Source organism: Achromobacter sp. 18P8.1.1 (assembly GCF_057799415.1).
Genome location: NZ_JBYOKH010000018.1, coordinates 1 through 19,817 on the forward strand (window position 1 = coordinate 1; position 19,817 = coordinate 19,817).

Consider the following 19,817-nt stretch of genomic DNA (forward strand, 5'->3'; position numbering starts at 1 on the left):
CCTGAACTCTTCGCGGCAGGTTTGGCTGGGTTGCCCCGGTTTCACCTGTTGTGCTTGCTTGGCTTCGCGGTTCAAAAAACGTCTGAACTGCGAAGGAGCGAGACTATAGCACAAGTTTTGGCGCTGTCATGCTCCGGAAGCAAAACCTTCCCCAATTTCGCCAGCCATGGCGCGGGAACTTGGAACCTCTCTATATATAGAGGCTACACCCCCCTCTCTGCGGACGCCCTTCTCTCTATATATAGAGGCGTGATCAACACCGGTTTACCAAAGTCGAAGCGCCGGCCCCCAACCCAGGGAGAACCGGCGCCCGCTCGATGCCCTTCGCGTCGCGAAGGAAGCTACCAACGCATGTAGTCCGTGTGCTTCAAGCGTGCCAGGTCGCGTTGCAGGGTAGTTTCGTTGACGAGCCAGCTCGGCGCGCCCACGTCTTGGAGGATATGCGGGTCCATGTCGACGGCCAGGTTGCGTAGCCGGGACGCTTCACGCCGTCTGCAGTAAGCGGCCCAGAGCTTGCCGAGCCAGCCGCGCGGCGACGCGCCGTCGACAGCCCCACTTTCCGTTGGGGCGCTTCTGACGGCCGAGGTCGGCGACGGTGCCGGTTGCACGGGCTGCCGTAGCGGCCGAAACGAGGGTGACGGTGAGGTGCAAGTTTGGGCAGACATGATGGACTCCTGGAATTTCGACGTTTTGGTAAGCGTAGTCGCCCAGGAAGCGGGTGAAAATCGAATTGTTTTCCGCGTATTGGTCAGCTAAGCTAACCAAATACTGGCCTTCTGCGAATTTTCCTATGCGTTTACCCCTGAACACCCTGCCCGCCTTCCGCGCCGTCGCCGAGTTGCAGAACCTGCGCGCCGCTGCCGACCGGCTGCATCTGACGCATAGCGCGGTCAGCCAGCAGATCAAGGGGCTGGAGGAACAGCTGGGCTTTCCGCTGTTTGAACGCAGCGGGCGCGGGATCGTTTTGAATAGCGCGGGCGCTGCGCTGCTATGCAGCGTGCAGAGCGCGCTAGCGGTACTGGACGAAGGCGTGATGGCGGCGGCTGCCGCCGCGACCGGCAGCGAACAACGGTTACGCGTGTCGGTACTGCCCTCTTTTGCGCAGCGCTGGCTGCTGCCCCGCATGGCGCGGTGGCGTGTGCGGAATCCGGGGCTGTCGCTGGAGATCGAGACGTCCCAACAAGTGGTGGACCTCGTGCGCGACGGCTTTCACGCTGCGCTGCGGTTCGGCCGTGGACCCTGGGCAGGTGTGGAGTCCGAGCCCTTGTTCGATATGCCATTGCCACTGATTGCGCTGGCGTCGCCCGAAACGGCGGCAAAGCTGGAAGACAATTCCCCGGAGACACTGGCCCGCCAACCGCTGCTGGGCGAACGCGAAATGTGGCAGCACTGGTTCAATGCGGCGGGCCTGCGCACGCCGGTCATGCCGGTGGCCACGTTCAACGATGCGGGGATGATGTTGCAGGCGGCTGAACAAGGCTTGGGCATTACGTTGGGCCGCGAACTGCTGGCGGCCGACGCCCTCTGCGCCGGGCGCCTGGTGAGGATATCGCCCATGAGCGTGCAATATGAACAGGCGCAGACCTACCACCTGGTCTATCCGCCGAGCCTGCGGGAATGGGCACCATTGGTGGCGTTAAAGCAATGGCTGCGCGACGAGCTGGAGCTTTCGCGCTGCGCGCTCGTCACTACGCCTGCGGAACCTGACGCCTTGCCCGCGAACTCAACGCGAAAAAAAAGGTAAAGCAGCTTTCGCTCCTTTACCCCTACCCAAACACGGCGCCCGGCGGGAGCACTCCCCGCAGGCCAGGATTCGCTTCGCTCGAATAGCCTGGCGGACGCCGCGACGGCGGCAGTCAACGTTGCGTGCCCTCAGGCCGCCTTGCGCGCGGGCGACTTCGCCGGCTGCATCGAATCCGTTTCATTGAAGCGTTGGTGCCACGAGAACGCCTCTTCCAGCAGATGGGGCGTCTGCCCGCCGCGTTGGCAGGCGCGGTCGAAATAGTCCTGCAGGGCGTCGCGGTAGGAAGGATGCACGCAGTTCTGGATGATGGCGCGAGCGCGTTCGCGCGGCGCCAGGCCGCGCAAGTCCGCCAGGCCGCACTCGGTCACGAGCACATCCACATCGTGTTCGGTGTGGTCCACGTGGGACACCATCGGGACCACGCTGGAGATGTCGCCGTTCTTGGCCATCGATTTCGACACGAAGATCGCCAGATGGGCGTTGCGCGCGAAGTCACCCGAGCCGCCGATGCCGTTCATCATGTGCGTGCCGCCCACATGCGTGGAGTTCACGTTGCCGTAGATGTCGAATTCCAGCGCCGTATTGATTCCGATGATGCCCAGGCGGCGGACGATCTCGGGCGCGTTGCTGATTTCCTGCGGACGCAGCACGATGCGTTCGCGATAGTGGTCAATATTGGCCAGGATCTTGTCGTACACGGGTTTGGACACCGTGATGGACGAGGCCGACGCGAAGGCGAGTTTGCCCTGGTCCAGCAGTTCGATGGCGCTGTCCTGCAGCACTTCGGAGTACATCGTCAGATTATCGAAGTCCGACGACTCGAAGCCGTGCAGCACGGCGTTGGCGATGGTGCCGATACCAGCCTGCAGCGGCAGCAACGCGTTGGTCAGGCGGCCCGCGTCCACCTCTCCGCGCAGGAACGTATTGATATGCCCCGCGATGGCGTTGGTGTCGTCGTCGGGCGGCAAGGCGTTGGAGGGGCTGTCGGGCTCGTGCGTGATGACGATGGCGGCGATCTTGGCCGGGTCCACTTCAATGAAGGGCTGGCCGATACGCTGGTCCACTGACACCAGACCGATCGGCTGACGCGCCGGGCGGTCCGCGGGCACATAGATGTCGTGCAGGCCTTCAATGGCGGCGGGCACGCCCACGTTCAATTCGATGATGATCTTGTCGGCCTGCTGCGCGAACGAGGCCGAGTTTCCGACCGACATCGTCGGCACGATGGCGCCCGATTCCGTAATCGCGGCGGCTTCGATGATGGCGACGTTGATCGGCCCGATATGGCCGGCGCGCAGCTGTTCGACCGTTTCGGACAAATGCTGGTCGATGAAGGCGATTTCGCCTTGATTGATCTTGCGGCGCAGGGTGGTGTCGACCTGGAACGGCATGCGGCGCGACAGCGCATTGGCCTGGGCCAGCATCTTGTCGGTATCGTGGCCCAGCGACGCGCCGGTGATCAGCGTGATCGACAACGGCTCGCGCTCGGCGCGCGCAGCCAGCGCCGCCGGCACGGACTTACAGTCCCCGGCGCGCGTGAAACCGCTCATTCCGACGGTCATGCCGTCTTCAACCAGCAATGCCGCCTGATCGGCGGATGTGATCTTGGCGCGCAGCCCAGGGTGGCGGATACGGTCGAGATGCATGGTGTCTCCAAATTTAAAGGCCAACGGCTTGCGGCCGGGCGCGGCGAGGCCGCCATTCAGCGCCCGGGCGCCGTCTTTCGCGGCGTTTCCCGATATCCCGGCACGGGCTCAAGGCCTGCACCGGGATGAATTTTCGGCAGTATAGGAAGGCCTGCTTAAATCTCGTAATGACTTAAAATCATTCAAATCAGTCGTTTTTTTCATCGTTTGACGTTTTTGCGCACAACGCGCCTAGGGAGTTTCCAAGCCATGGACGTGCGTGCGTTGCGCTATTTCGTCGAAACGGTCAGGCATGCCAGCTTCACGCAGGCGGCCAAAGCCCTGTTCGTCACGCAATCGACGGTGAGCAAGATGATTCGGCAGTTGGAAGAAGAAGCCGGCACGCCGCTGCTGATCCGCGACGGCCACACCGCGCGGCCGACGGATACCGGGCGGGTCATGTACCAGCGCGGCCTGCAGGTGCTGGAAACGATGCGGCAACTGTCGGAAGAACTGCGCCAGACCGCCGATCTGGACCGCGGCGCGCTGGAGGTCGGCATCCCCCCGATGATCAACCTGCTGTTCACGCCGGTGGTCAAGCGCTTCCGGGAGCTTCACCCCGGCATCCACCTGACCTTGCGCGAGGGCACGGGCCAGGCCGTCGAAGGCCTGGTCGCCAGCGGCGAGCTGGAGGTGGGCGCCACCATCCTGCCTGTCGCGCCCGACGGCGGACTTGCCGCCCAGTTGTTCGGCAGCTATCCCATCTGGGTCATCGGCCCGCCGGATGCCCCGTGGGCCGGCAAAACGTCCCTGCCCTTGAGCGCCCTGCGCGACGCGCGGCTACTGATCCCCACTGACGACTTCGCCGTTACCCGGCGCCTGCGCCAGGCTTTTGCGGACGCGGGCTTTCAGCCCAGCATTGCCGCGCAGAGCGCGCATTGGGACTTTCTGGTTGCGATGGCCTCCGCCGGCTTGGGCGTGGCGCTGCTGCCCGAGCCGCTGATGCAACGCATGAAAACGCGGGGACTCAGCACGGCGAAATTGGCCAAGTCCGGCATGCAATGGGAGGTGGGCCACATCTGGCTGCAATCCGGCTATCTGTCCTTTGCCGCGCGCGCCTGGCTGGACGTATGTGACGCCGTACTGGGCAAGCCCAAAAAATCCCTCCCTCGAGGCGTGCTGGCGCGTCCGAGTTGATTCCAAACGTTGGGGTAGTAAACGTGGATTGCGTGCCTAGGCGCATCTGGCTGCCCGCGCATTCCGCGCATCCGATGCGGCCCTGTTTCCGCCCCCTGGGCGCCGACGGGAGGCGGCCTCGAATCTCATCTGAAAAATAAGGGACGCAGCACTAGTTTTTGTTGCAACGGAGTGGTCCGCGGCTTGTTATGCTGCCGCCTCGACGCGAGTGTCTCGCACAAGAATATGAACCCGATCCGCACCTTCCCGCTCTTACTCCCCCGGCGCTTAACCGCCCATCTCGCCGCGCTTGTCGCGGCGTTGTTGTTGGCGCTCTGTGTAATGCCCGCCTTCGCGGCGCCGCCTGCCAATCCTGCGGAAACCGAGACGCTGCTGGCGGCCGCCCGCAAGCAGATCGACGACATCCGCAAACGCGTCGCCGACGAGACCGACGACGCCACGCTCGTCAAACAGCGCAGCGACGCGCTGGACATCCAGTCCAAGGCCGACGCGGCCAGCGAGGCGCTCGCCCCCCAGTTGACCAGCCTGACCGCGCGGTTAAGCGAGCTGGGCACGCCGCCCGAGGGCGCCAAGGAAGCGCCCGACGTGGCCGCCCAGCGCATGCAGCTGGAAAAGAGCAGCCGCGCGCTGGATGCGCAGATCAAGCTGGCCCGCCTGCTGTCGGTAGATGCCGCCCAGACGGCGGAACAGATTTCGGCGCAGCGCCGCACACAGTTCCAGGCGCGCCTGGGAGAGCGGCGCAATTCGTTCCTGTCCAAACAGTTCTGGGTGGAGTTCCATGAGGAATTCCCCCGCGACCTGGAACGCCTTGAAGCCCTGGGCGACGACCTTTCCACCGCCATCGGACAGACGCCGAAATGGGGATGGCTGCTGCTGGTTGCCGCGGCGGCGCTGACGATCGCGCTGCGCATCTGGATCGGCCGGATGTTCCTGCGCCTGACCGCAACCCGGGTGCCTCCCGGCCGGCTGCGGCGCTCGTTCCTGGCCGTGGCGCAGTTGACGCTATCGGTGGCCACACCTGGGGTGATCGCGCTATTGATCCATGCCGGCCTGGATTGGAATTCGCAGCTGTCCGACAACACCGGGGCGCTGCTGGCCACGCTGGTGGCGACCGTCTGTTTCGGTGGCTATGTCTCGGGTCTGGGCAACGCGCTGTTGTCGACGCACCGCCCGTCCTGGCGCCTGCCGCCCATCAGCGATGCCGTGGCGACGCGCCTGAACTGGCTGCCCAATCTACTGGGCACACTGGTCGTGATGATCTGGCTGGCCGAGCGCCTGCCGGTATTGCTGAACGCCAGCCTGACGACAACCATCACGCTGACCGGCATCGTCGCCGTGATCATCATGACCACGATGGCCATCGTGCTGGCCATCTGCCGCAGGCTGCGCCGCCTGAGCATCCAGGAAAACGACGCGCCGGCGCCCTTCTGGGTTTCGCTGGTGCTGGGCACGGTGTGGGCCGTGCTGGTCCTGGGCCTGGCCAGCCTGTTGGCGGGGTATGTAGCATTCGGCGCCTTCCTGACCAAGCAGGTGCTGTGGACGCTGATCGTGCTGGCTTCCGCCTACCTGGTGTCGACGCTGATCGAGGACGGCTTCAGCACGCTGCTGGGCACGTCGCATCGTGAAGGCGAGAACGACGGCCCCAGCCTGCGCGACCAGGCCGCCGTGCTGCTGTCCGGCGTGGGCCGCGTGGCCGTCGGTTTGCTGGCTGTGATCCTGCTGCTGGCGCCCTTCGGCGAAGGGCCGGCCGACCTGCTTCAGCGCTTCGATCAACTGCGCAAGGGCCTGGCTATCGGTGAGGCGCAGATCCGTCCCGGCGCGGTGCTGCAAGCGCTGTTGGTGCTGGGCCTGTCGCTGCTGAGCGTGAAGATGCTCAAGCGCTGGTTGGCGAACCGCTACCTGCCGACCACGGAACTCGATCCGGGCATGCAGCTGTCGGCCGCCACCTTGTTCGGATACGCCGGCTTCGTGCTGGCGGTGGCGCTGTCGTTGTCGGCGGCCGGCATCGGCCTGGAGCGTGTGGCGTGGATCGCCAGTGCGCTGTCGGTGGGTATCGGTTTCGGCCTGCAAGCGGTGGTGCAGAACTTCGTGTCGGGCCTGATCCTGCTGGCGGAACGCCCGGTCAAGGTGGGCGACTGGGTATCGCTGGGCGGCGTCGAGGGCGACATCCTGCGCATCAATGTCCGCGCCACTGAAATCCAGATGGGCGACCGGTCCACGGTGATTGTCCCGAACTCAGAGTTCGTGACCAAGACGGTGCGCAACGTGACCCGATCGAACCCCCTGGGGCTGGTGCAGATCAAGCTGCCCCTGCCGCTGTCGACGGACGCCGAGCAAGTGCGCGAGCTGATCCTGCAAGCCTTTGCCGACCATGAGGACGTGTTGGACACGCCCGCGCCCAACGTGTTTTTGGACGGCATCGAAGGCGGCAACCTGATCTTCAATGCCAAGGGCTATGTCTCGTCGCCGCGCGCGTCTTACGGCGTGCGCAGCGCGATGCTGTTCACGGTGCTCAAGCGCCTGAACGACGCCGGCCTGGAAGTGTCTTCGCCCCCCACCATGCTGCTGGCTTCGGCGCCGCAGCCGGCGGCGGTGGCTGCGCCCGCCGCCATCCTGCCGCCCGCTTCTACCTCCTGAACCGGCTTCCCCCGAGGCGTCAGCCGGGCGAGTACAGGTCGGCGAACTGCTGCCGCTCAAGCCGCGGGTTGCGCAAGGGCGGCGACGCCAGCGCGGTGGTTTGAACGGCTTGCACCGGATACCCCTGCACTGCCGGCGCTGGCGCCTGGGTCTGGCCTTGCACCGGCGCGGGCGGCACCGCGACGGTGGCCGTCGTGGGCGAGGACTGCGCAACCGCAGTCGTATCGAAACGATGATCGGCCGTCGTCAGCGCCGGATTGGTGCAGAGCCCTTGCGCCACCAGCGCCGCCTTGGTGCGGTCGTCGGTCTGGCACAGGATGTCGATGGCCGCGGTCTCCAGCCGGCGCGAGCGGTCCGCGTCCTTGGTGGAGGCGGCCGCCTGCATCGTGCGCTCGAAGTTGCGCCGCAGGCTGCATTTCTGGTCTTCGATCGGTATGGCGACGTTCATGCCGAAGCCCACCACGGAGCCGCCGCCGCCTGCCGACACCATGCAGCTGTCCGACGAGAACGAACCATAGAAGCTTTGGCCCCCCACCGGCGGAACCGTCTTCACGGTGCTGGAACCGCTGTTATTGGAATTCAGCGTGATGCCCTGGTTGTTGCCGGCATTGGTCGACCCCGATGACGCGGAGGTCGTGGAACTGGAGTTACTGGTCTGCGCCGCGGCCGTGCACGCCACCAGCGACAGGGAGATTGCAAGCACTATGGTTTTCATGATGTCCCCTCGACCGGACGGCCGAAGCCGTCCGGATAATTGGGTCAGTGATTGAAGCCAGAGATGTGGCCCACCCCGCCCACACCGCCGATCGACCCAAACGCGCCGATATTGCCGGCAACGAATGTCCCCGTCGCCGACGCGGCCGTATCGGTCTTGCCGAACGACGCGCCGCCATTGGCGATGCTGTCGCCCACCATGATGGGTGCGTTGCCCGTCACGTTGCCGTACGACTCGCTGGTGGCGTACTGGCGCGTGCTGGTGACGACTTGTGTGCCGTCCCGATTGAACGTGCCACCGACTTGCGCGACGCCGCCCGTTTCACCAAACGACGTCTGGCTGGAAGACCCGTAGCCATTGACTTGCGTGGCCACCACCGAACTGCCAGTGGAGACGGATGACGCCGTGCCATTGATCGTGCCGGCATGGCCGGTGATCGACACGGAAGGCATGCCCGGCCCACTGGCATAGGCCGATGCGGCAAACAAGGTCATGGCTGCGACTGTTGCGAGCTTTTTCATTTGAGCTCCTCCTGATCCGCTTCATGCGGATGCACAGGTGCCGGTGGCCGACCGGCGCGGACCGCTACGTCCCTCCCCCGTGCCCGCACATAGACGAGTGGCGTGGGACTTATGTATTGGTACGGAATGATTGCTCCGTCCTAGGCATGTCGATATCGGTTAAACGGGCGACCGGGTCTTTGTGGACGAGGCCTGCCTGTCAATCGGCAAGCGGAACAGACGAGCGCGCGAGCGCCTCGCCATGCGTATGGACGATGAAAAAGGCAGCGGAACCCTGCGTGGCGCAAGGGGGCTCAACTTTAAGGATGGGGCGAGGTGTCTGGGGCTCGGACAAGGTGCCTAGCGCGCACGCCGGTAGGCAAGCCGTTGATGGCCTTTAGGCTTACTGTCAGCCAGAACGAGCAGGCACCAGGTTGAAAAACTGCGCGGCTTCCCGGCGGAGCAGCCAGAGATCGCCCGCGACGAGAACCAGCAGGAAGCCGCATTCCGCCAGATCCAGGTCCGCCAGCACGTGATAGCTGGCCAACAGCACGATGCCTAAACCGCCGGCCAGCCAGACAGGCCATGCGGGCGCCATGCCGATGACCGGGGCACGCAAGCCGCGGCTCCAGCACAGCCATGCCATCAGCGGCAAGCACAGTACCGACAAGGGGAGGTAGATGGCGATGGCCGATAGCAGCACAACCACACTGAACTGCGTATTGAGCGCCAGCGCCATGATGGCGATAACGGCAATGCCTGCGTACCACAGCAGGCGAACGGCAATGAGACGAGTCAAGGTCACGGCTCGAGGAAATCGGACAGGATGGAATTGGAATTTTCAGCCATACTACTCCGGCCGGTCGGGCCTAACCCGGCCCCAATTATTTGGAGACACCGTCATGATCCAGGAGATTGCCAGCATTCATGTCCGCGAAGGACAGGAAGCGCTGTTCGAGGCAGGCGTCGCACAGGCCAAGCCGCTGTTTCTGCGCGCCCGTGGATGCCACGGGATGGAGCTGTACCGCAGCATTGAACAGCCGCAGCGCTACACGCTGGTCGTCGAGTGGGAAACCGTCGAGAACCACATGGTGGATTTCCGGGAATCGCCCGATTTCCAGGAATGGCGCAAGCTGGTAGCTGGCTTCTTCGTCGAGCCGCCCCAGGTCCATCACGAACAGAAAGTCATCTGACCGTCAGATCTCTTCAGGCGGATCGTCGTACTTGCGGGCGCTGCCGGCAAAACGGTCCGCCGGATATTTCTGCGCGTTCTTCACCATCTTGCGCGCCACGGCATCGGCGATGTCGATGCCCAGCTGATCCGCCAGCGCCACCAGATACATCTGCACATCCGCAATTTCATCGGCAGCATCCACCAGGCGTTCCGGTGCCATATTGCGCGATTCGGCCTCGGTCAGCCATTGGAACAGGGACACCAGCTCGCCGGCTTCGCCGGACAGCGCCATGGCCAGGTTCTTGGGCGAATGAAAGGGCTGCCACGCTCTTTCCGCCGTAAAGGCCCGCACCGCGAGTTTGATCTGTTCCAGGTCGGACATCGAATTTTCCAGATAACAGGCGCCGCGTCAGGCCGCAGCCAGGCGTGAACTGGCTGCCAGCGCGACGGCCACCGTCGTGCGCACGTCGGCCAACGCGCGGTGAGTGGGGTCCGAGGCGCCCACATGACGCGCCAGGATCTCGAGCTTGTGCGACGGCAGTTCAGGCCAGGCGCGCCGCGCCAGCGCCAGCGTGCAATGCGTGGGATTTGCAAACGGCAGGCCGGTCTGGTCAGCCGCTGCGCCCAGAAAGCGCCGGTCGAACGACGCATTGTGGAAGAACACCGGCAAGTCCTCTACGAATTCCAGGAAGGACGAAAACGCCTGCACCACCGGCACGCCATGGCGGTCGATTTCCGCCTGGGTAATGCCGGTCAGCCGCGTGATGAAAGACGGCACGGGCGACCTCGTGCGAACCACTTGTGTGTATTCACGGGCCAGCATGCCGGACGCTTCGACCCGGACAGCCGCGAACTCCAGGATTTCGCACGTGGCGGTGGACAGGCCGGTGGTTTCCAAGTCGGCCACGATGAACGGGCCGCGTAGCGCCTGCAAGGCCGAATCCAGCGCAGCCGAGGCTTGCGTCCGGTTGACGGTCGTGCGGGACGTCGCGCCGCTGGCGCGAGGCCGCCGGTTGAAGAACGTCACCGTATTTACTCCGTCGGGTGCAACGGCGCGAAGCGCGGCGAACCGTCGGCCAATTGGCCAAAGAACAGCGTGGCGGGCCGCACCCACAAGCCGCGCGCGTGCGGCCACAGGTGTTCGTACACCACTATGGACTCTTCGGTCTCGGAATGACGGGCGGTGCCCACATACAGGTAGAGACCGCCCTTGTAGTGGCGGTGCGAGGCAAGGGCGAGGGCTTCGGATTCGGTCATGGACGGTGCCGCAAATAATGCGGCCCGGGCGGAAACGATCCGGCCCAGGCCTGGGATTCAGACAATACCGTCTTTATAGCGCACTCGCGCGGGCCCCTGCCCGCCCGGACGTCAGTAGCGCACGTACTCCAGCACCGGCTTGGGCGGCAGCGGCGTATTGGCCGCCTGCCTGGCCCGCACGGCCGCCGTCACGGGCTTGACCACCCCGACATGCCGATGGTCTTTGCGCGCAGCCTGCGCATCCGCGGCTTCCTGGGTGGCCCGCAAGGTCTGGGCGGCTTCTGCCGTCATCTGCGTAATGTCTTCGGTGACATCCGCCAGTTTGGCCGATTGCGCCAACGACACGTTCACTACTTCCGCCATGATTTCAGTGACGCGGCGCGATGAGGCCACGATGTCTTCCATCGTGGTGCCGGCCGACTGCACCTGACCGGCGCCGCTTTCTATCTGCTCGACGGAGGTCGTGATCAGCCCCTTGATCTCTTTCGCAGCGGCGGCGCTGTTTTGCGCCAGGCTGCGGACTTCGGCCGCGACCACCGCGAAACCCTTGCCATGCGTGCCGGCGCGGGCGGCTTCCACGGCGGCGTTCAGCGCCAGGATGTTCGTCTGGAAGGCAATGCCGTCCATCACGCCGATGATCTCGGAAATGCGCCGCGAGCTATCGGTGATGGCCCCCATCGTCTGCACCACGCCCTTAACCGTCTTGCCGCCCTGCTCGGCGACCTTGCTGGCGTCCAGCGCCAGGGCGTTGGCCTGGCTGGCGCGCTCGGCGTTTTCGGTCAGGCCCTGCACGGCTACCCGCAGGGTCTGCGCGGCGGTGAAGCGCTTGGTGATGTCGGTGGCGTATTTCACGACCTTAAAAGGCCGGCCTTCCGCGTCGAGGATCGGGTTATAGCTGGCTTCGATCCACACCTGGCGCCCGCCCTTGCCGATTCGCAGGTACTGGCCCGTGTCATGTTCGCCGCTGCGCAGCTTGCGCCAGAATTCCTGGTAGGCGGCCGAGCGCGCCTCTTCGGGCCGCACGAACATGCTGTGATGCCGGCCTTCTACCTCAGAGGCGTGATAGCCCACGGCATTCAGGAACAAGTCATTGGCGCGGATGATCGTGCCGTCCAATTCGAACTCGATAATCGCCTGCACCTTGGAGATTGCCGCCAATTGGCCTTCAGTGTCCGCCTGGCGCTGCTGCTGGTCGGTAATATCAGTGGCGTACTTGACGACTTTGAGCGGCCGACCGCGCTTATCGAAGATGGGGTTATAGGACGCTTGCAGCCAGACATCCCGGCCATCGCGACGAACGCGGCGGTAACGGCCCGCGTCATAAGCGCCCTGCCCGAGCTTTTCCCAAAAAGCGAGATACTCGGCAGATTCGCGCTCATCCGGATCGATGAACATGCGGTGGTGCTGTCCCAGGATCTCATCCAGGGAATAACCCATGGTGTCCAGGAAATTCTGATTGGCCATCAGGATGTGGCCTTCCAGATCAAATTCGATGACGGCCTGCGCTTTATGGATAGCCGAGATCTGGCCGTACAAATCCGCCTTCTGCATGCCGCGTTCGCCGCGGAACAGGCGACTTAGGGTGATCCATTGCATGGTGGCTTCTCCTGCCAAGGATGGGACGAAGTTTCTGACAACGGTCGACAAGCGGAATCTCTGAATCAGAACTGCTTGGCGCGTCCCAAACTCAGTCAGTGCACGCCGCGCCGCATGCACTTGCTACCTGGTAGTCCGTCGCCACTGCGGTAACGGCAGGCCTGGACCAAAATTAAAAAATCGAGAATGTATCCAGTCGAAAATATTTAATCCTAAAAATGATCGATTCTCAACCTATTACCGGCCGCTTTGCAGAAAAAAATCGGAGTTCGCTATCGCATCGGATAATCATTCAGCGACGTTTCAACTGCGCAATCAGCCTGTGCTTATTACGCACTTCAGGGTTAATACCAATCCGCCATCTATTTTTCGGCTGATTGACGCGTATCGTTTATTAAAGAGGCGGTCGATGACCCCTTTATTAATAAGCAAATGAAAATGCGGGTGGCATCAAGGCCGTTCGAAAATCGTCGGCGCGGCCGTTAACTCATCCCCCCAGGAGCCGATGACTCGGTCGTCAGGCGGCGTCCAGTTCGCGATACTGGCGGAAGATGCACTCGCCAAAAGGCAAACGCCTGCCGCTATCGAAATAGGGCTGCAACGCGGGCAGCGACGCCACGCGCGCGTGCAAGGCCATCACGTTCGGATAATCCGATGCTACCGTCCCCATGCGTTTCGGGAACGCGTAGAGCAGGCCGTCAACCAGATGGAACAACGACAGGTCGACGTAGGTCCAGCGCTTGCCGCCGGCTAGCCACGCCGTCGGCCCGCCGAGCCCGCGTTCGAAATACGCCAGGAATTTCGGTATGCGCTCTTCCCGGAAACTACGGGCCCGGCGCGCAGCCTCTTCTTTCTGGTCTTCGTAATAATCGTTGGCGGAAATGGGGTGATGCGTATCGTGCGCCTCGGTCACCATATCGGCGATGGTCAGCTGAAGCTGGTTCACCCAAAGGCGTCCTTCCAGCGATTCCGGCGCCAGCCCGTGCTTTTCTCCCAGGAACAGCAGGATATTGGCGGTCTGGCCCAGCGTCATGCTGCCGGCCACAAGATAAGGCGGCGCGAAAGGCGGATGCTTACGCGGCGACTGCATGTCTTCGATCAGCGAATTTTCCGAGGCACCGGGTTCGCGCGCGCGTTCGCGATAGGGGATGCCCCCCGCTTCCAGCGCCAGGCGCACAAACTCGCCACGCCCGGGAATACCGTCCCAATACCAGAGGTCATACGTCATGCCGTCTCCTTGGGGTAAGCGAAGGCTAGGCAGGAAATACGCTGACACCGCCCTCTTGCCCGATAGCCTGCTGGCCTCGGGCCTGTTGATACTGGCGCGGGGATAATCCGAAGTGCGCCCGGAAGTCGCGCGAGAAGTGCGCGCCGTCCGCAAAACCGCAGTCCAACGCAATCTGCGTGATGCTGCAAGGATTATTGAGCAACAACCAGCTTCCATATTCCAGCCGAAGTTGCCGCTGGAATGCCATGGGCGACATGCCCGTGGCCAGGCGGAATGCGCGCTCCAACTGCCGCCGCCCGACCCCGACATAGCGCGCGATGGCGTCCAGCGGCGGGGGGTTGTCGATGCGCTGCTCGATGAAGTGCGCAGCCTGGCGCACGCGCAGGTCCTGGATGCCGGACAGGTCGGTGCGGAAATGCGCCTGCGGCACCCGGCCTGGGCGCACGCCCTGCAGCATCATGTGCCGCATCGCCTGCTGGGCTTTGTCGCGCCCGCAATGGCGGGCCACCAGATACAGGCCGAGGTCGATCGCCGCAGTGGACCCCGCGCAAGAGATCAGGTCACCCTCGTCCACGAACAGGCGGTCCACCACCGCGCGGGTCTGCGGAAAACGCTCGCGGAACGCATCCAGCACATTCCAATGCACGCATACCGTGCGGGGCCCGATCACGTCGGCTTGCGCCAGCGCGAAGGTACCGGTGCAGATGCCCAGCAAGCGCACCCGCAGCGCCGCCGCCAGCCTTAGCCAGTCGCGCAGCGGCTCGGGCATGCGGCCGTTGATGTAGTCGTTGCCCCCGCACACGGCAACGTAATCGAACTGGGCGGGGTCGTCGGGCAGGCTGTCGGCCACGTCGATGGTCAAGCCGGCGCTGGAGCAGCGCGGCTTGCCGTCCCAACTCATGACGCGCCATGCCGTATGGATCTGCCGGCTGCGTCCGCCGTGGTCGCCGGCCAGGCGCAGCACGTCCACCAGACCGGCGAAGGCGGCCAGCGTGAACTGGTCCATCAGCACGATACCGATGGTCAGTGCGGGTTTCCCCGGGGGCAGGCCTTGTGCGGCGTCCTCATAGGGGGAAGTGGCGAAGGCGGTGATTTCGACGTCAGTCATGACGCAATTATTCAAGTTTTTGTCCCGCGCCTTCAAGCTCGTTTTCCCGGGGATCGCCCAAGATGCAGGTATGGCAACGTCACGGCTCCGTTCTGGAGCACCCTGCTCCAGCGACACCCGCGACAAGCCGATAAATCGACAAGGGGAATCCGACATGGCAACACCTACCCGCAGCGCAGTCCGCGCCGCTTTGCTGGGCGCCGGGCTATTGCTGGCCACGCAGGCGATGGCGCAACAGCAGAAGATCACCGTCGCCTGGTACGGCGGCAACTGGGGCGACGCGTTCCGCGCCTGCGTCGCCGATCCCTACACCAAGGCCACCGGCGTGACGGTCGTGCCGGAAGTCGGCACATCGACCACCACGCTGGCCAAGCTGCAGCAGCAGAAGAATGCGCCTACGATCGACGTGGCCTGGATGGACGGCGGCATCAGCGAACTGGCCGCCCAGGCTGGCGTGCTGGACACGCTGGACCCCGCGGCCATCCCCAACCTGAAGAACGTCATCGACCAGGGCGTATACCGCAACGGCGATGCGGCCTATGCCGTCAGCACGGGTTATTACTCGCTGGGCATCACCTACAACACCAAGGAAGTGCCGCAGGCGCCGACCAGCTGGAAGGACTTGTGGAAGCCCGAGTATGCCGGCGCCGTCGCCGTGCCCTCGCCCGCGAATTCGTCCGGCGTGCCGTTCATTTTCTTCCTGGCGCGCGTCTGGGCCATCGACCCGTCCAACCTGACGCCGCTGTACGCCAAGCTGGCCACCCTGGACACCGCCTTGTTCTTCGACAGCTCGGGCGCGGCCAGCAACGCCTATCAAAGCGGCGAGGCCATCATCGGCGCGCACTTCAACGTGGGCGCGTGGGACTTGATCGACAAGGGCCTGCCTATCGGCTTCGCCGTGCCCAAGGAAGGCGCGTGGGCCACGGACGCCCGCCTGCATCTGGTCAAGGGCGCGCCTAATGCGGCGGCCGCCAAGAAGTTCATCGATACCGCGTTGACGCCAGACGCCGCGGCTTGTCTGGCCACGCGCCTGTACTTGGGGCCGGCGGTCAAGGACGTGCAGGTGCCCAAGGACGTGGCCCGCAAGCTGCCGTGGGGCGCCGAGGGCTCGGTGAAAAACCTGAGCCTCTTCGACTGGAACCTCATCAACAGCCGCCGCGCCGAAGTCACCGACGCGTGGAACCGCCAGGTTGCCCGCAAGCGCTAGGGTCCAGGGATCAATCATGTCCGCTTTGCTCACCATCGAAGGCGTGTCGATGCGCTTTGGCGCCTACCAGGCGCTGGACCACATCGACCTGGACATCCAGCAGGGGGAATTCGTCGCCCTGCTGGGGCCCAGCGGCTGCGGCAAGACCACCTTGCTGCGCTCGATCGCCGGCTTCCTGAAGCCTGAATCGGGCCGCATCCTGATCGACGGCCAAGACATCAGCCGGCTAGCCGCGCACCATCGTCCGCTAAACACGGTGTTCCAGAACTATGCGCTGTTTCCGCACATGACCGTGCTGGAGAACGTGGCCTATGGCCCGCGGCGCCAGGGCGCATCAAAGGCCGAGGCCGCCGAGCGCGCCCGCGCGGCGCTGGACATGGTGGGGCTGGCGGACTTCGGCCCGCGCTACCCCCGCGAGATGTCCGGCGGCCAGCAACAACGGGTGGCGCTGGCGCGCGCCATCGTCAACCAGCCCAAGTTGTTGTTGCTGGACGAACCGTTGTCCGCGCTGGACCTGAAGCTGCGCAAGCGCATGCAGCTGGAGCTCAAGCACCTGCAAGCCAAGCTGGGTATCGCCTTCATCTTCGTCACTCACGATCAGGAAGAAGCGATGACCATGGCCGACCGGGTCGTCGTCATGCATGCGGGGCGCATCGAACAGGTGGGCGCAGGCACGGACATCTATCGCCAGCCCGCCACGCGCTTCGTGGCGGAGTTCATCGGCGACGCGAACTTCATGGCCTACACCGCGACAGAAGGCGGCACGCTGCAGCTGGAGGCCCAGGGCCTGCGCGTGCCGCTGGGCGGCAAGCCGGCGCCCGCGCGCGGCGTGGCGGTGCTGCGGCCCGAAGACTTGCGACTGAGCGCCGAAGCGTCCGCGCACACGCTGACCGGCGCGGTCACGGACGTCATCAACGTGGGCAGCCACAGCATGATCCACGTGGACATCGGCGGCCAGTCGGTGGTGGCGCGTCATGGCGGCATTGCGCCTGCCGAGCTGCGGCCGGGCACGACGGTGCACCTGGCCTTCGCGCCGGAGCACCTGCACCTGATCGGTGAACAGCCATGAACCGGCGCGCCTGGCTCTCGCCCGGCCTGCTGCTGGCGGCCCCCGTGCTGTTCTTTGCGGCCTTCTTCCTGGCGCCGTTGGCGGTGGTGGCGTTGGCCAGCATCACGGGCGGGCCAGACGGCGTGACGCTGACCTTGCAACAGTACCTGCGCGTGCTGGCCGACCAATATCACTGGGATGTGATCCTGGTGACCTTCCGGCTGGCCTTCTTCACCACCGTCGTATGCGTGATCCTGGGCTACCCGCTGGCGTGGTACCTGGTGCGCGTGGTGCGCTGGCAGGCCTGGCGTCGCTTCTGCGTGATCCTGCTGGTGGTGCCGCTGTTCACCAGCAACATCGTGCGCGCGTTCGGCTGGATGGTGCTGCTGGGCCGTAACGGCCTGGTCAACCAGGCGCTGGTTGGCGTCGGCGCGGCCGACCGTCCGGTGCGCTTCATCGGCACCGAGCTGGGCATCCTGATCGGCATGGTCTACGTACTGCTGCCTTTCGTGGTGCTGGCGGTGGGCAATGCGCTGGCCCGGGTGGACCCGGCCTGCGAGCAGGCGTCCGCAGACCTGGGCGCAAGCCCGGCGGCGACGTTCTTCCACATCACTTGGCCGCTGACGCTGCCCGGCGTGGTGTCGGGCGCCATCATCGTCTTCACATTGGCGGTCAGCGCGTATGTGACACCTGCGTTGCTGTCCGGCGGACGGATCTCGGTCTTGTCCATGCTGATCTTCCAGCAATACAGCTCGGTCTTCGATTTCCATTACGGCGGCGCGCTGAGCATGGTGCTGCTGGTTTTCACCCTGATCCTGGTTGCGCTGGCGAACCGCGCCGCCACCCTGCCTGGAGCCGCGCGATGATCGCCCGCAATCTGATCCGCCTGATCGCGCTGGCCGTCCTGGCCTACCTGGCCCTGCCGCTGGTGGTGATCCTGGGCTCGTCGTTCACGGCCACGCCGTACCTGGCGTTCCCGCCCCAGGGCTGGACGCTGGAGTGGTACCGCACCTTGCTGGTGGAAGCCGGCTACGTCGCCGCGTTCACCACCAGCACGGTGCTGGCGCTGGCGGCGACCGTTGCCGCCGTCGTGCTGACCGTGCCGGCCGCGCTGGCGGTGGCGCGCTACGAATTCCCGGGCAAGGCGGCGCTGACGTCGGTACTGATGTCGCCGCTGGTGCTGCCGCACATCGTGCTGGGCGCGGCGCTGCTGCAGTACGGCGCGTATTTCGGCCTGACGCGCAGCTTCCTGTCGCTGTTGATCGGACACATCGTCATCATCGCGCCGTTCGTGCTGCGTTCAACACTGACCCTGCTGACGCCGGAGCAGCGTGCGCTGGAAGAGGCTTCCGCGGACCTGGGCGCCAACCCCTGGACCACGTTCTTCCTGGTGGTGCTGCCGCAGATCCGGCCGGGCATCGTGACCGGTTCCATCTTCGCGTTCATCTCGTCATGGATCAACGTGGAGCTTTCCATCTTCAACACCACGGCGGACCTGAACACCATCCCCGTGAAGCTTTTCAACTACGTGCAGTACACGATAGATCCGACCATCGCAGCCGTATCGGGCGCCACGATCGTGGTTGCGGTGATCGCCATCGTCATTCTTGATTTGACCGTCGGGCTGGACATGCTGTCCGAACGCGGCAAATAGTTTCTCGACTCCCGGGTTTTCCCCTCATCCTACTTTTGTCTGGAGCCACAGTCATGCGCAAGCAAGACGCGTTCGATGTCATCTATACCCATACCGAAGGCGAGCCCCTGTGCATCGTGCATAGCGGCATCCCCTACCCCGCCGGATCCACCATCCTGGAAAAGCGGGCTTTCCTGGAGCAGAACTACGACTGGCTGCGTCAAGCGCTGATGCGCGAACCGCGCGGCCACAAGGACATGTTCGGCGTATTCCTCACGCCGCCGTCCAGTCCCGAATTCGACGCCGGCCTGATCTACATCGACGGCACCGAGTATTCCCACATGTGCGGCCACGGCACGATCGCGGTCAGCATGGCGATGGTGGCCAATGGCCTGGTGGCGCGCGGCAAGGACGGCATCACCAAGATTCGCTTTGAAACCACGGCCGGCCTGGTCGTGTCGGAAGTGGCATCCGAAGGCGACAACGTGCTGTGGACTCGCTTCGAGAACGTGCCGGCCTACGTGGCGGCGCAGGACATTCCGGTGGAACTGCCAGGCTACGGCAAGCTGTCCGCCGACATCGTCTGGGGCGGCAACTACTTCGGCATCGTGGACCTGTCAGGTTGCGACCTGCGGATCTCGCCGGACAACGGCACCGAGCTGTCGCGCATGGGCCTGATCGTGCGTGACCAGTTGAACGCGCGCCATCGCATCCAGCACCCAACCGAAGCGCACATCAACAATCTGAACTTCATCACGTTCTGGCATCAGCCGACGATCGAAGGCGCGTTCTACAAGAACGTGCACGTGTTCAGCGCCGGCCAGCTGGACCGGTCGCCCGGCGGCACGGGCACCAGCGCCATGATGGCCATGTTCGAGGCGCGCGGAAAGATGGGCCTGAACCAGCCGATCAAATCCGAAGGCCTGCTGGGCAGCGGCACGTTTGAAGGCTGCCTGCTGGGCGAGGTAGACCTGAACGGCACGCGCGCCGTCCGGCCCACCGTCAAGGGCACCGCCAGCATCCTGGGCACCGCGCGCTGGGTGATCGACCGCAACGACCCGGTCGGCGCGGGCTTCCTGATCCGCTGAACCCGGCAGGCCGTAGGATGGGTGAAGCGCGGGGGTTCTTAGGCAAGGACTCTCGCGTTC

At 64.4% G+C, this 19,817-nt stretch carries 19 protein-coding genes; 9 read left to right on the forward strand and 10 right to left on the reverse strand.

The features are described from left to right. Positions 1–790 precede the first annotated feature (790 nt). The gene (locus tag AC27VE_RS13455) at positions 791–1,744 is read left to right on the forward strand and encodes a LysR substrate-binding domain-containing protein (RefSeq protein ID WP_488704127.1); all 954 of its coding nucleotides are present in this window, start codon (positions 791–793) and stop codon (positions 1,742–1,744) included. Between the two features lie 128 nt (positions 1,745–1,872). Here the strand turns inward: AC27VE_RS13455 and scpC are convergent, their stop codons facing one another. Beyond that, positions 1,873–3,390 carry a succinyl-CoA:acetate CoA-transferase ScpC gene (scpC, locus tag AC27VE_RS13460; RefSeq protein ID WP_424624305.1) on the reverse strand — a complete coding sequence of 506 codons (1,518 nt, stop codon included), beginning with the start codon at positions 3,388–3,390 and terminating at the stop codon, positions 1,873–1,875. A 249-nt stretch (positions 3,391–3,639) separates the two neighbouring features. On the opposite strand from scpC, the gene AC27VE_RS13465 reads away from it, so the two are divergent. Next, positions 3,640–4,566, forward strand: a complete 927-nt coding sequence (locus AC27VE_RS13465; protein ID WP_427955781.1) for a LysR family transcriptional regulator — start codon at positions 3,640–3,642, stop codon at positions 4,564–4,566. Positions 4,567–4,791: 225 nt separating this feature from the next. After that, complete coding sequence (locus AC27VE_RS13470) at positions 4,792–7,203, forward strand: DUF3772 domain-containing protein (RefSeq protein WP_427955783.1); 2,412 nt, start codon at positions 4,792–4,794, stop codon at positions 7,201–7,203. Positions 7,204–7,222: 19 nt separating this feature from the next. Here the strand turns inward: AC27VE_RS13470 and AC27VE_RS13475 are convergent, their stop codons facing one another. The 3 genes from AC27VE_RS13475 to AC27VE_RS13485 all read right to left on the reverse strand — a co-directional run bounded on the left by AC27VE_RS13475 (position 7,223) and on the right by AC27VE_RS13485 (position 9,223). After that, complete coding sequence (locus tag AC27VE_RS13475; RefSeq protein WP_488704128.1) at positions 7,223–7,918, reverse strand: hypothetical protein; 696 nt, start codon at positions 7,916–7,918, stop codon at positions 7,223–7,225. A 44-nt stretch (positions 7,919–7,962) separates the two neighbouring features. After that, positions 7,963–8,439, reverse strand: a complete 477-nt coding sequence (locus tag AC27VE_RS13480) for a hypothetical protein (protein WP_488704129.1) — start codon at positions 8,437–8,439, stop codon at positions 7,963–7,965. 388 nt (positions 8,440–8,827) lie between these two features. After that, positions 8,828–9,223, reverse strand: coding sequence for a hypothetical protein (locus AC27VE_RS13485; protein ID WP_488704130.1), 396 nt, complete (start codon positions 9,221–9,223; stop codon positions 8,828–8,830). Between the two features lie 97 nt (positions 9,224–9,320). Between AC27VE_RS13485 and AC27VE_RS13490 the strand changes: the two genes are divergently transcribed. Further along, positions 9,321–9,611, forward strand: coding sequence for an antibiotic biosynthesis monooxygenase family protein (locus AC27VE_RS13490; RefSeq protein ID WP_088591279.1), 291 nt, complete (start codon positions 9,321–9,323; stop codon positions 9,609–9,611). A 3-nt stretch (positions 9,612–9,614) separates the two neighbouring features. Here AC27VE_RS13490 and AC27VE_RS13495 read toward each other — a convergent pair whose 3' ends face one another. The 6 genes from AC27VE_RS13495 to AC27VE_RS13520 all read right to left on the reverse strand — a co-directional run bounded on the left by AC27VE_RS13495 (position 9,615) and on the right by AC27VE_RS13520 (position 14,781). Beyond that, positions 9,615–9,974 carry a nucleotide pyrophosphohydrolase gene (locus AC27VE_RS13495; RefSeq protein WP_488704131.1) on the reverse strand — a complete coding sequence of 120 codons (360 nt, stop codon included), beginning with the start codon at positions 9,972–9,974 and terminating at the stop codon, positions 9,615–9,617. 27 nt (positions 9,975–10,001) lie between these two features. Further along, positions 10,002–10,619, reverse strand: a complete 618-nt coding sequence (locus tag AC27VE_RS13500) for a 3'-5' exonuclease (protein ID WP_315138255.1) — start codon at positions 10,617–10,619, stop codon at positions 10,002–10,004. 5 nt (positions 10,620–10,624) lie between these two features. Further along, positions 10,625–10,849, reverse strand: coding sequence for a DUF1653 domain-containing protein (locus AC27VE_RS13505; protein ID WP_488704132.1), 225 nt, complete (start codon positions 10,847–10,849; stop codon positions 10,625–10,627). A gap of 111 nt (positions 10,850–10,960) precedes the next feature. Further along, positions 10,961–12,445 carry a methyl-accepting chemotaxis protein gene (locus tag AC27VE_RS13510; RefSeq protein WP_488704133.1) on the reverse strand — a complete coding sequence of 495 codons (1,485 nt, stop codon included), beginning with the start codon at positions 12,443–12,445 and terminating at the stop codon, positions 10,961–10,963. Between the two features lie 517 nt (positions 12,446–12,962). Further along, on the reverse strand, positions 12,963–13,673 hold the full coding sequence (locus tag AC27VE_RS13515) for a glutathione S-transferase (protein WP_488704134.1): 711 nt from the start codon (positions 13,671–13,673) through the stop codon (positions 12,963–12,965). 25 nt (positions 13,674–13,698) lie between these two features. Then, positions 13,699–14,781 carry a GlxA family transcriptional regulator gene (locus AC27VE_RS13520; RefSeq protein ID WP_488704135.1) on the reverse strand — a complete coding sequence of 361 codons (1,083 nt, stop codon included), beginning with the start codon at positions 14,779–14,781 and terminating at the stop codon, positions 13,699–13,701. Positions 14,782–14,935: 154 nt separating this feature from the next. Here AC27VE_RS13520 and AC27VE_RS13525 point away from each other — a divergent pair, with 154 nt between their 5' ends. From AC27VE_RS13525 to AC27VE_RS13545, 5 genes are read left to right on the forward strand one after another with little or no spacing between them, the layout of a single operon-like run. Continuing rightward, entirely contained in the window at positions 14,936–15,988 is a 1,053-nt protein-coding gene (locus tag AC27VE_RS13525) for an ABC transporter substrate-binding protein (protein WP_427957457.1), read from the forward strand. Positions 15,989–16,004: 16 nt separating this feature from the next. After that, positions 16,005–17,057, forward strand: a complete 1,053-nt coding sequence (locus tag AC27VE_RS13530) for an ABC transporter ATP-binding protein (protein WP_427957458.1) — start codon at positions 16,005–16,007, stop codon at positions 17,055–17,057. Further along, a complete protein-coding gene (locus AC27VE_RS13535) occupies positions 17,054–17,902 on the forward strand; it encodes an ABC transporter permease (RefSeq protein ID WP_280027979.1) in 849 nt (282 codons plus the stop codon). Before AC27VE_RS13530 ends, AC27VE_RS13535 begins: the two co-directional genes overlap by 4 nt. After that, the gene (locus AC27VE_RS13540) at positions 17,899–18,690 is read left to right on the forward strand and encodes an ABC transporter permease (RefSeq protein WP_006227861.1); all 792 of its coding nucleotides are present in this window, start codon (positions 17,899–17,901) and stop codon (positions 18,688–18,690) included. The genes AC27VE_RS13535 and AC27VE_RS13540 overlap by 4 nt, the downstream gene beginning before the upstream one ends. A gap of 53 nt (positions 18,691–18,743) precedes the next feature. After that, a complete protein-coding gene (locus tag AC27VE_RS13545; RefSeq protein ID WP_006227860.1) occupies positions 18,744–19,757 on the forward strand; it encodes a proline racemase family protein in 1,014 nt (337 codons plus the stop codon). Positions 19,758–19,817: the final 60 nt, after the last annotated feature.

Coding starts and splice junctions, on each gene's coding strand:
- AC27VE_RS13455 (WP_488704127.1), top strand. CDS start 791: ATGCGTTTACCCCTGAACACCCTGCCCGCCTTCCGCGCCGTCGCCGAG.
- scpC (WP_424624305.1), bottom strand. CDS start 3,390: ATGCATCTCGACCGTATCCGCCACCCTGGGCTGCGCGCCAAGATCACA.
- AC27VE_RS13465 (WP_427955781.1), top strand. CDS start 3,640: ATGGACGTGCGTGCGTTGCGCTATTTCGTCGAAACGGTCAGGCATGCC.
- AC27VE_RS13470 (WP_427955783.1), top strand. CDS start 4,792: ATGAACCCGATCCGCACCTTCCCGCTCTTACTCCCCCGGCGCTTAACC.
- AC27VE_RS13475 (WP_488704128.1), bottom strand. CDS start 7,918: ATGAAAACCATAGTGCTTGCAATCTCCCTGTCGCTGGTGGCGTGCACG.
- AC27VE_RS13480 (WP_488704129.1), bottom strand. CDS start 8,439: ATGAAAAAGCTCGCAACAGTCGCAGCCATGACCTTGTTTGCCGCATCG.
- AC27VE_RS13490 (WP_088591279.1), top strand. CDS start 9,321: ATGATCCAGGAGATTGCCAGCATTCATGTCCGCGAAGGACAGGAAGCG.
- AC27VE_RS13495 (WP_488704131.1), bottom strand. CDS start 9,974: ATGTCCGACCTGGAACAGATCAAACTCGCGGTGCGGGCCTTTACGGCG.
- AC27VE_RS13505 (WP_488704132.1), bottom strand. CDS start 10,849: ATGACCGAATCCGAAGCCCTCGCCCTTGCCTCGCACCGCCACTACAAG.
- AC27VE_RS13510 (WP_488704133.1), bottom strand. CDS start 12,445: ATGCAATGGATCACCCTAAGTCGCCTGTTCCGCGGCGAACGCGGCATG.
- AC27VE_RS13515 (WP_488704134.1), bottom strand. CDS start 13,673: ATGACGTATGACCTCTGGTATTGGGACGGTATTCCCGGGCGTGGCGAG.
- AC27VE_RS13520 (WP_488704135.1), bottom strand. CDS start 14,781: ATGACTGACGTCGAAATCACCGCCTTCGCCACTTCCCCCTATGAGGAC.
- AC27VE_RS13525 (WP_427957457.1), top strand. CDS start 14,936: ATGGCAACACCTACCCGCAGCGCAGTCCGCGCCGCTTTGCTGGGCGCC.
- AC27VE_RS13530 (WP_427957458.1), top strand. CDS start 16,005: ATGTCCGCTTTGCTCACCATCGAAGGCGTGTCGATGCGCTTTGGCGCC.
- AC27VE_RS13535 (WP_280027979.1), top strand. CDS start 17,054: ATGAACCGGCGCGCCTGGCTCTCGCCCGGCCTGCTGCTGGCGGCCCCC.
- AC27VE_RS13540 (WP_006227861.1), top strand. CDS start 17,899: ATGATCGCCCGCAATCTGATCCGCCTGATCGCGCTGGCCGTCCTGGCC.
- AC27VE_RS13545 (WP_006227860.1), top strand. CDS start 18,744: ATGCGCAAGCAAGACGCGTTCGATGTCATCTATACCCATACCGAAGGC.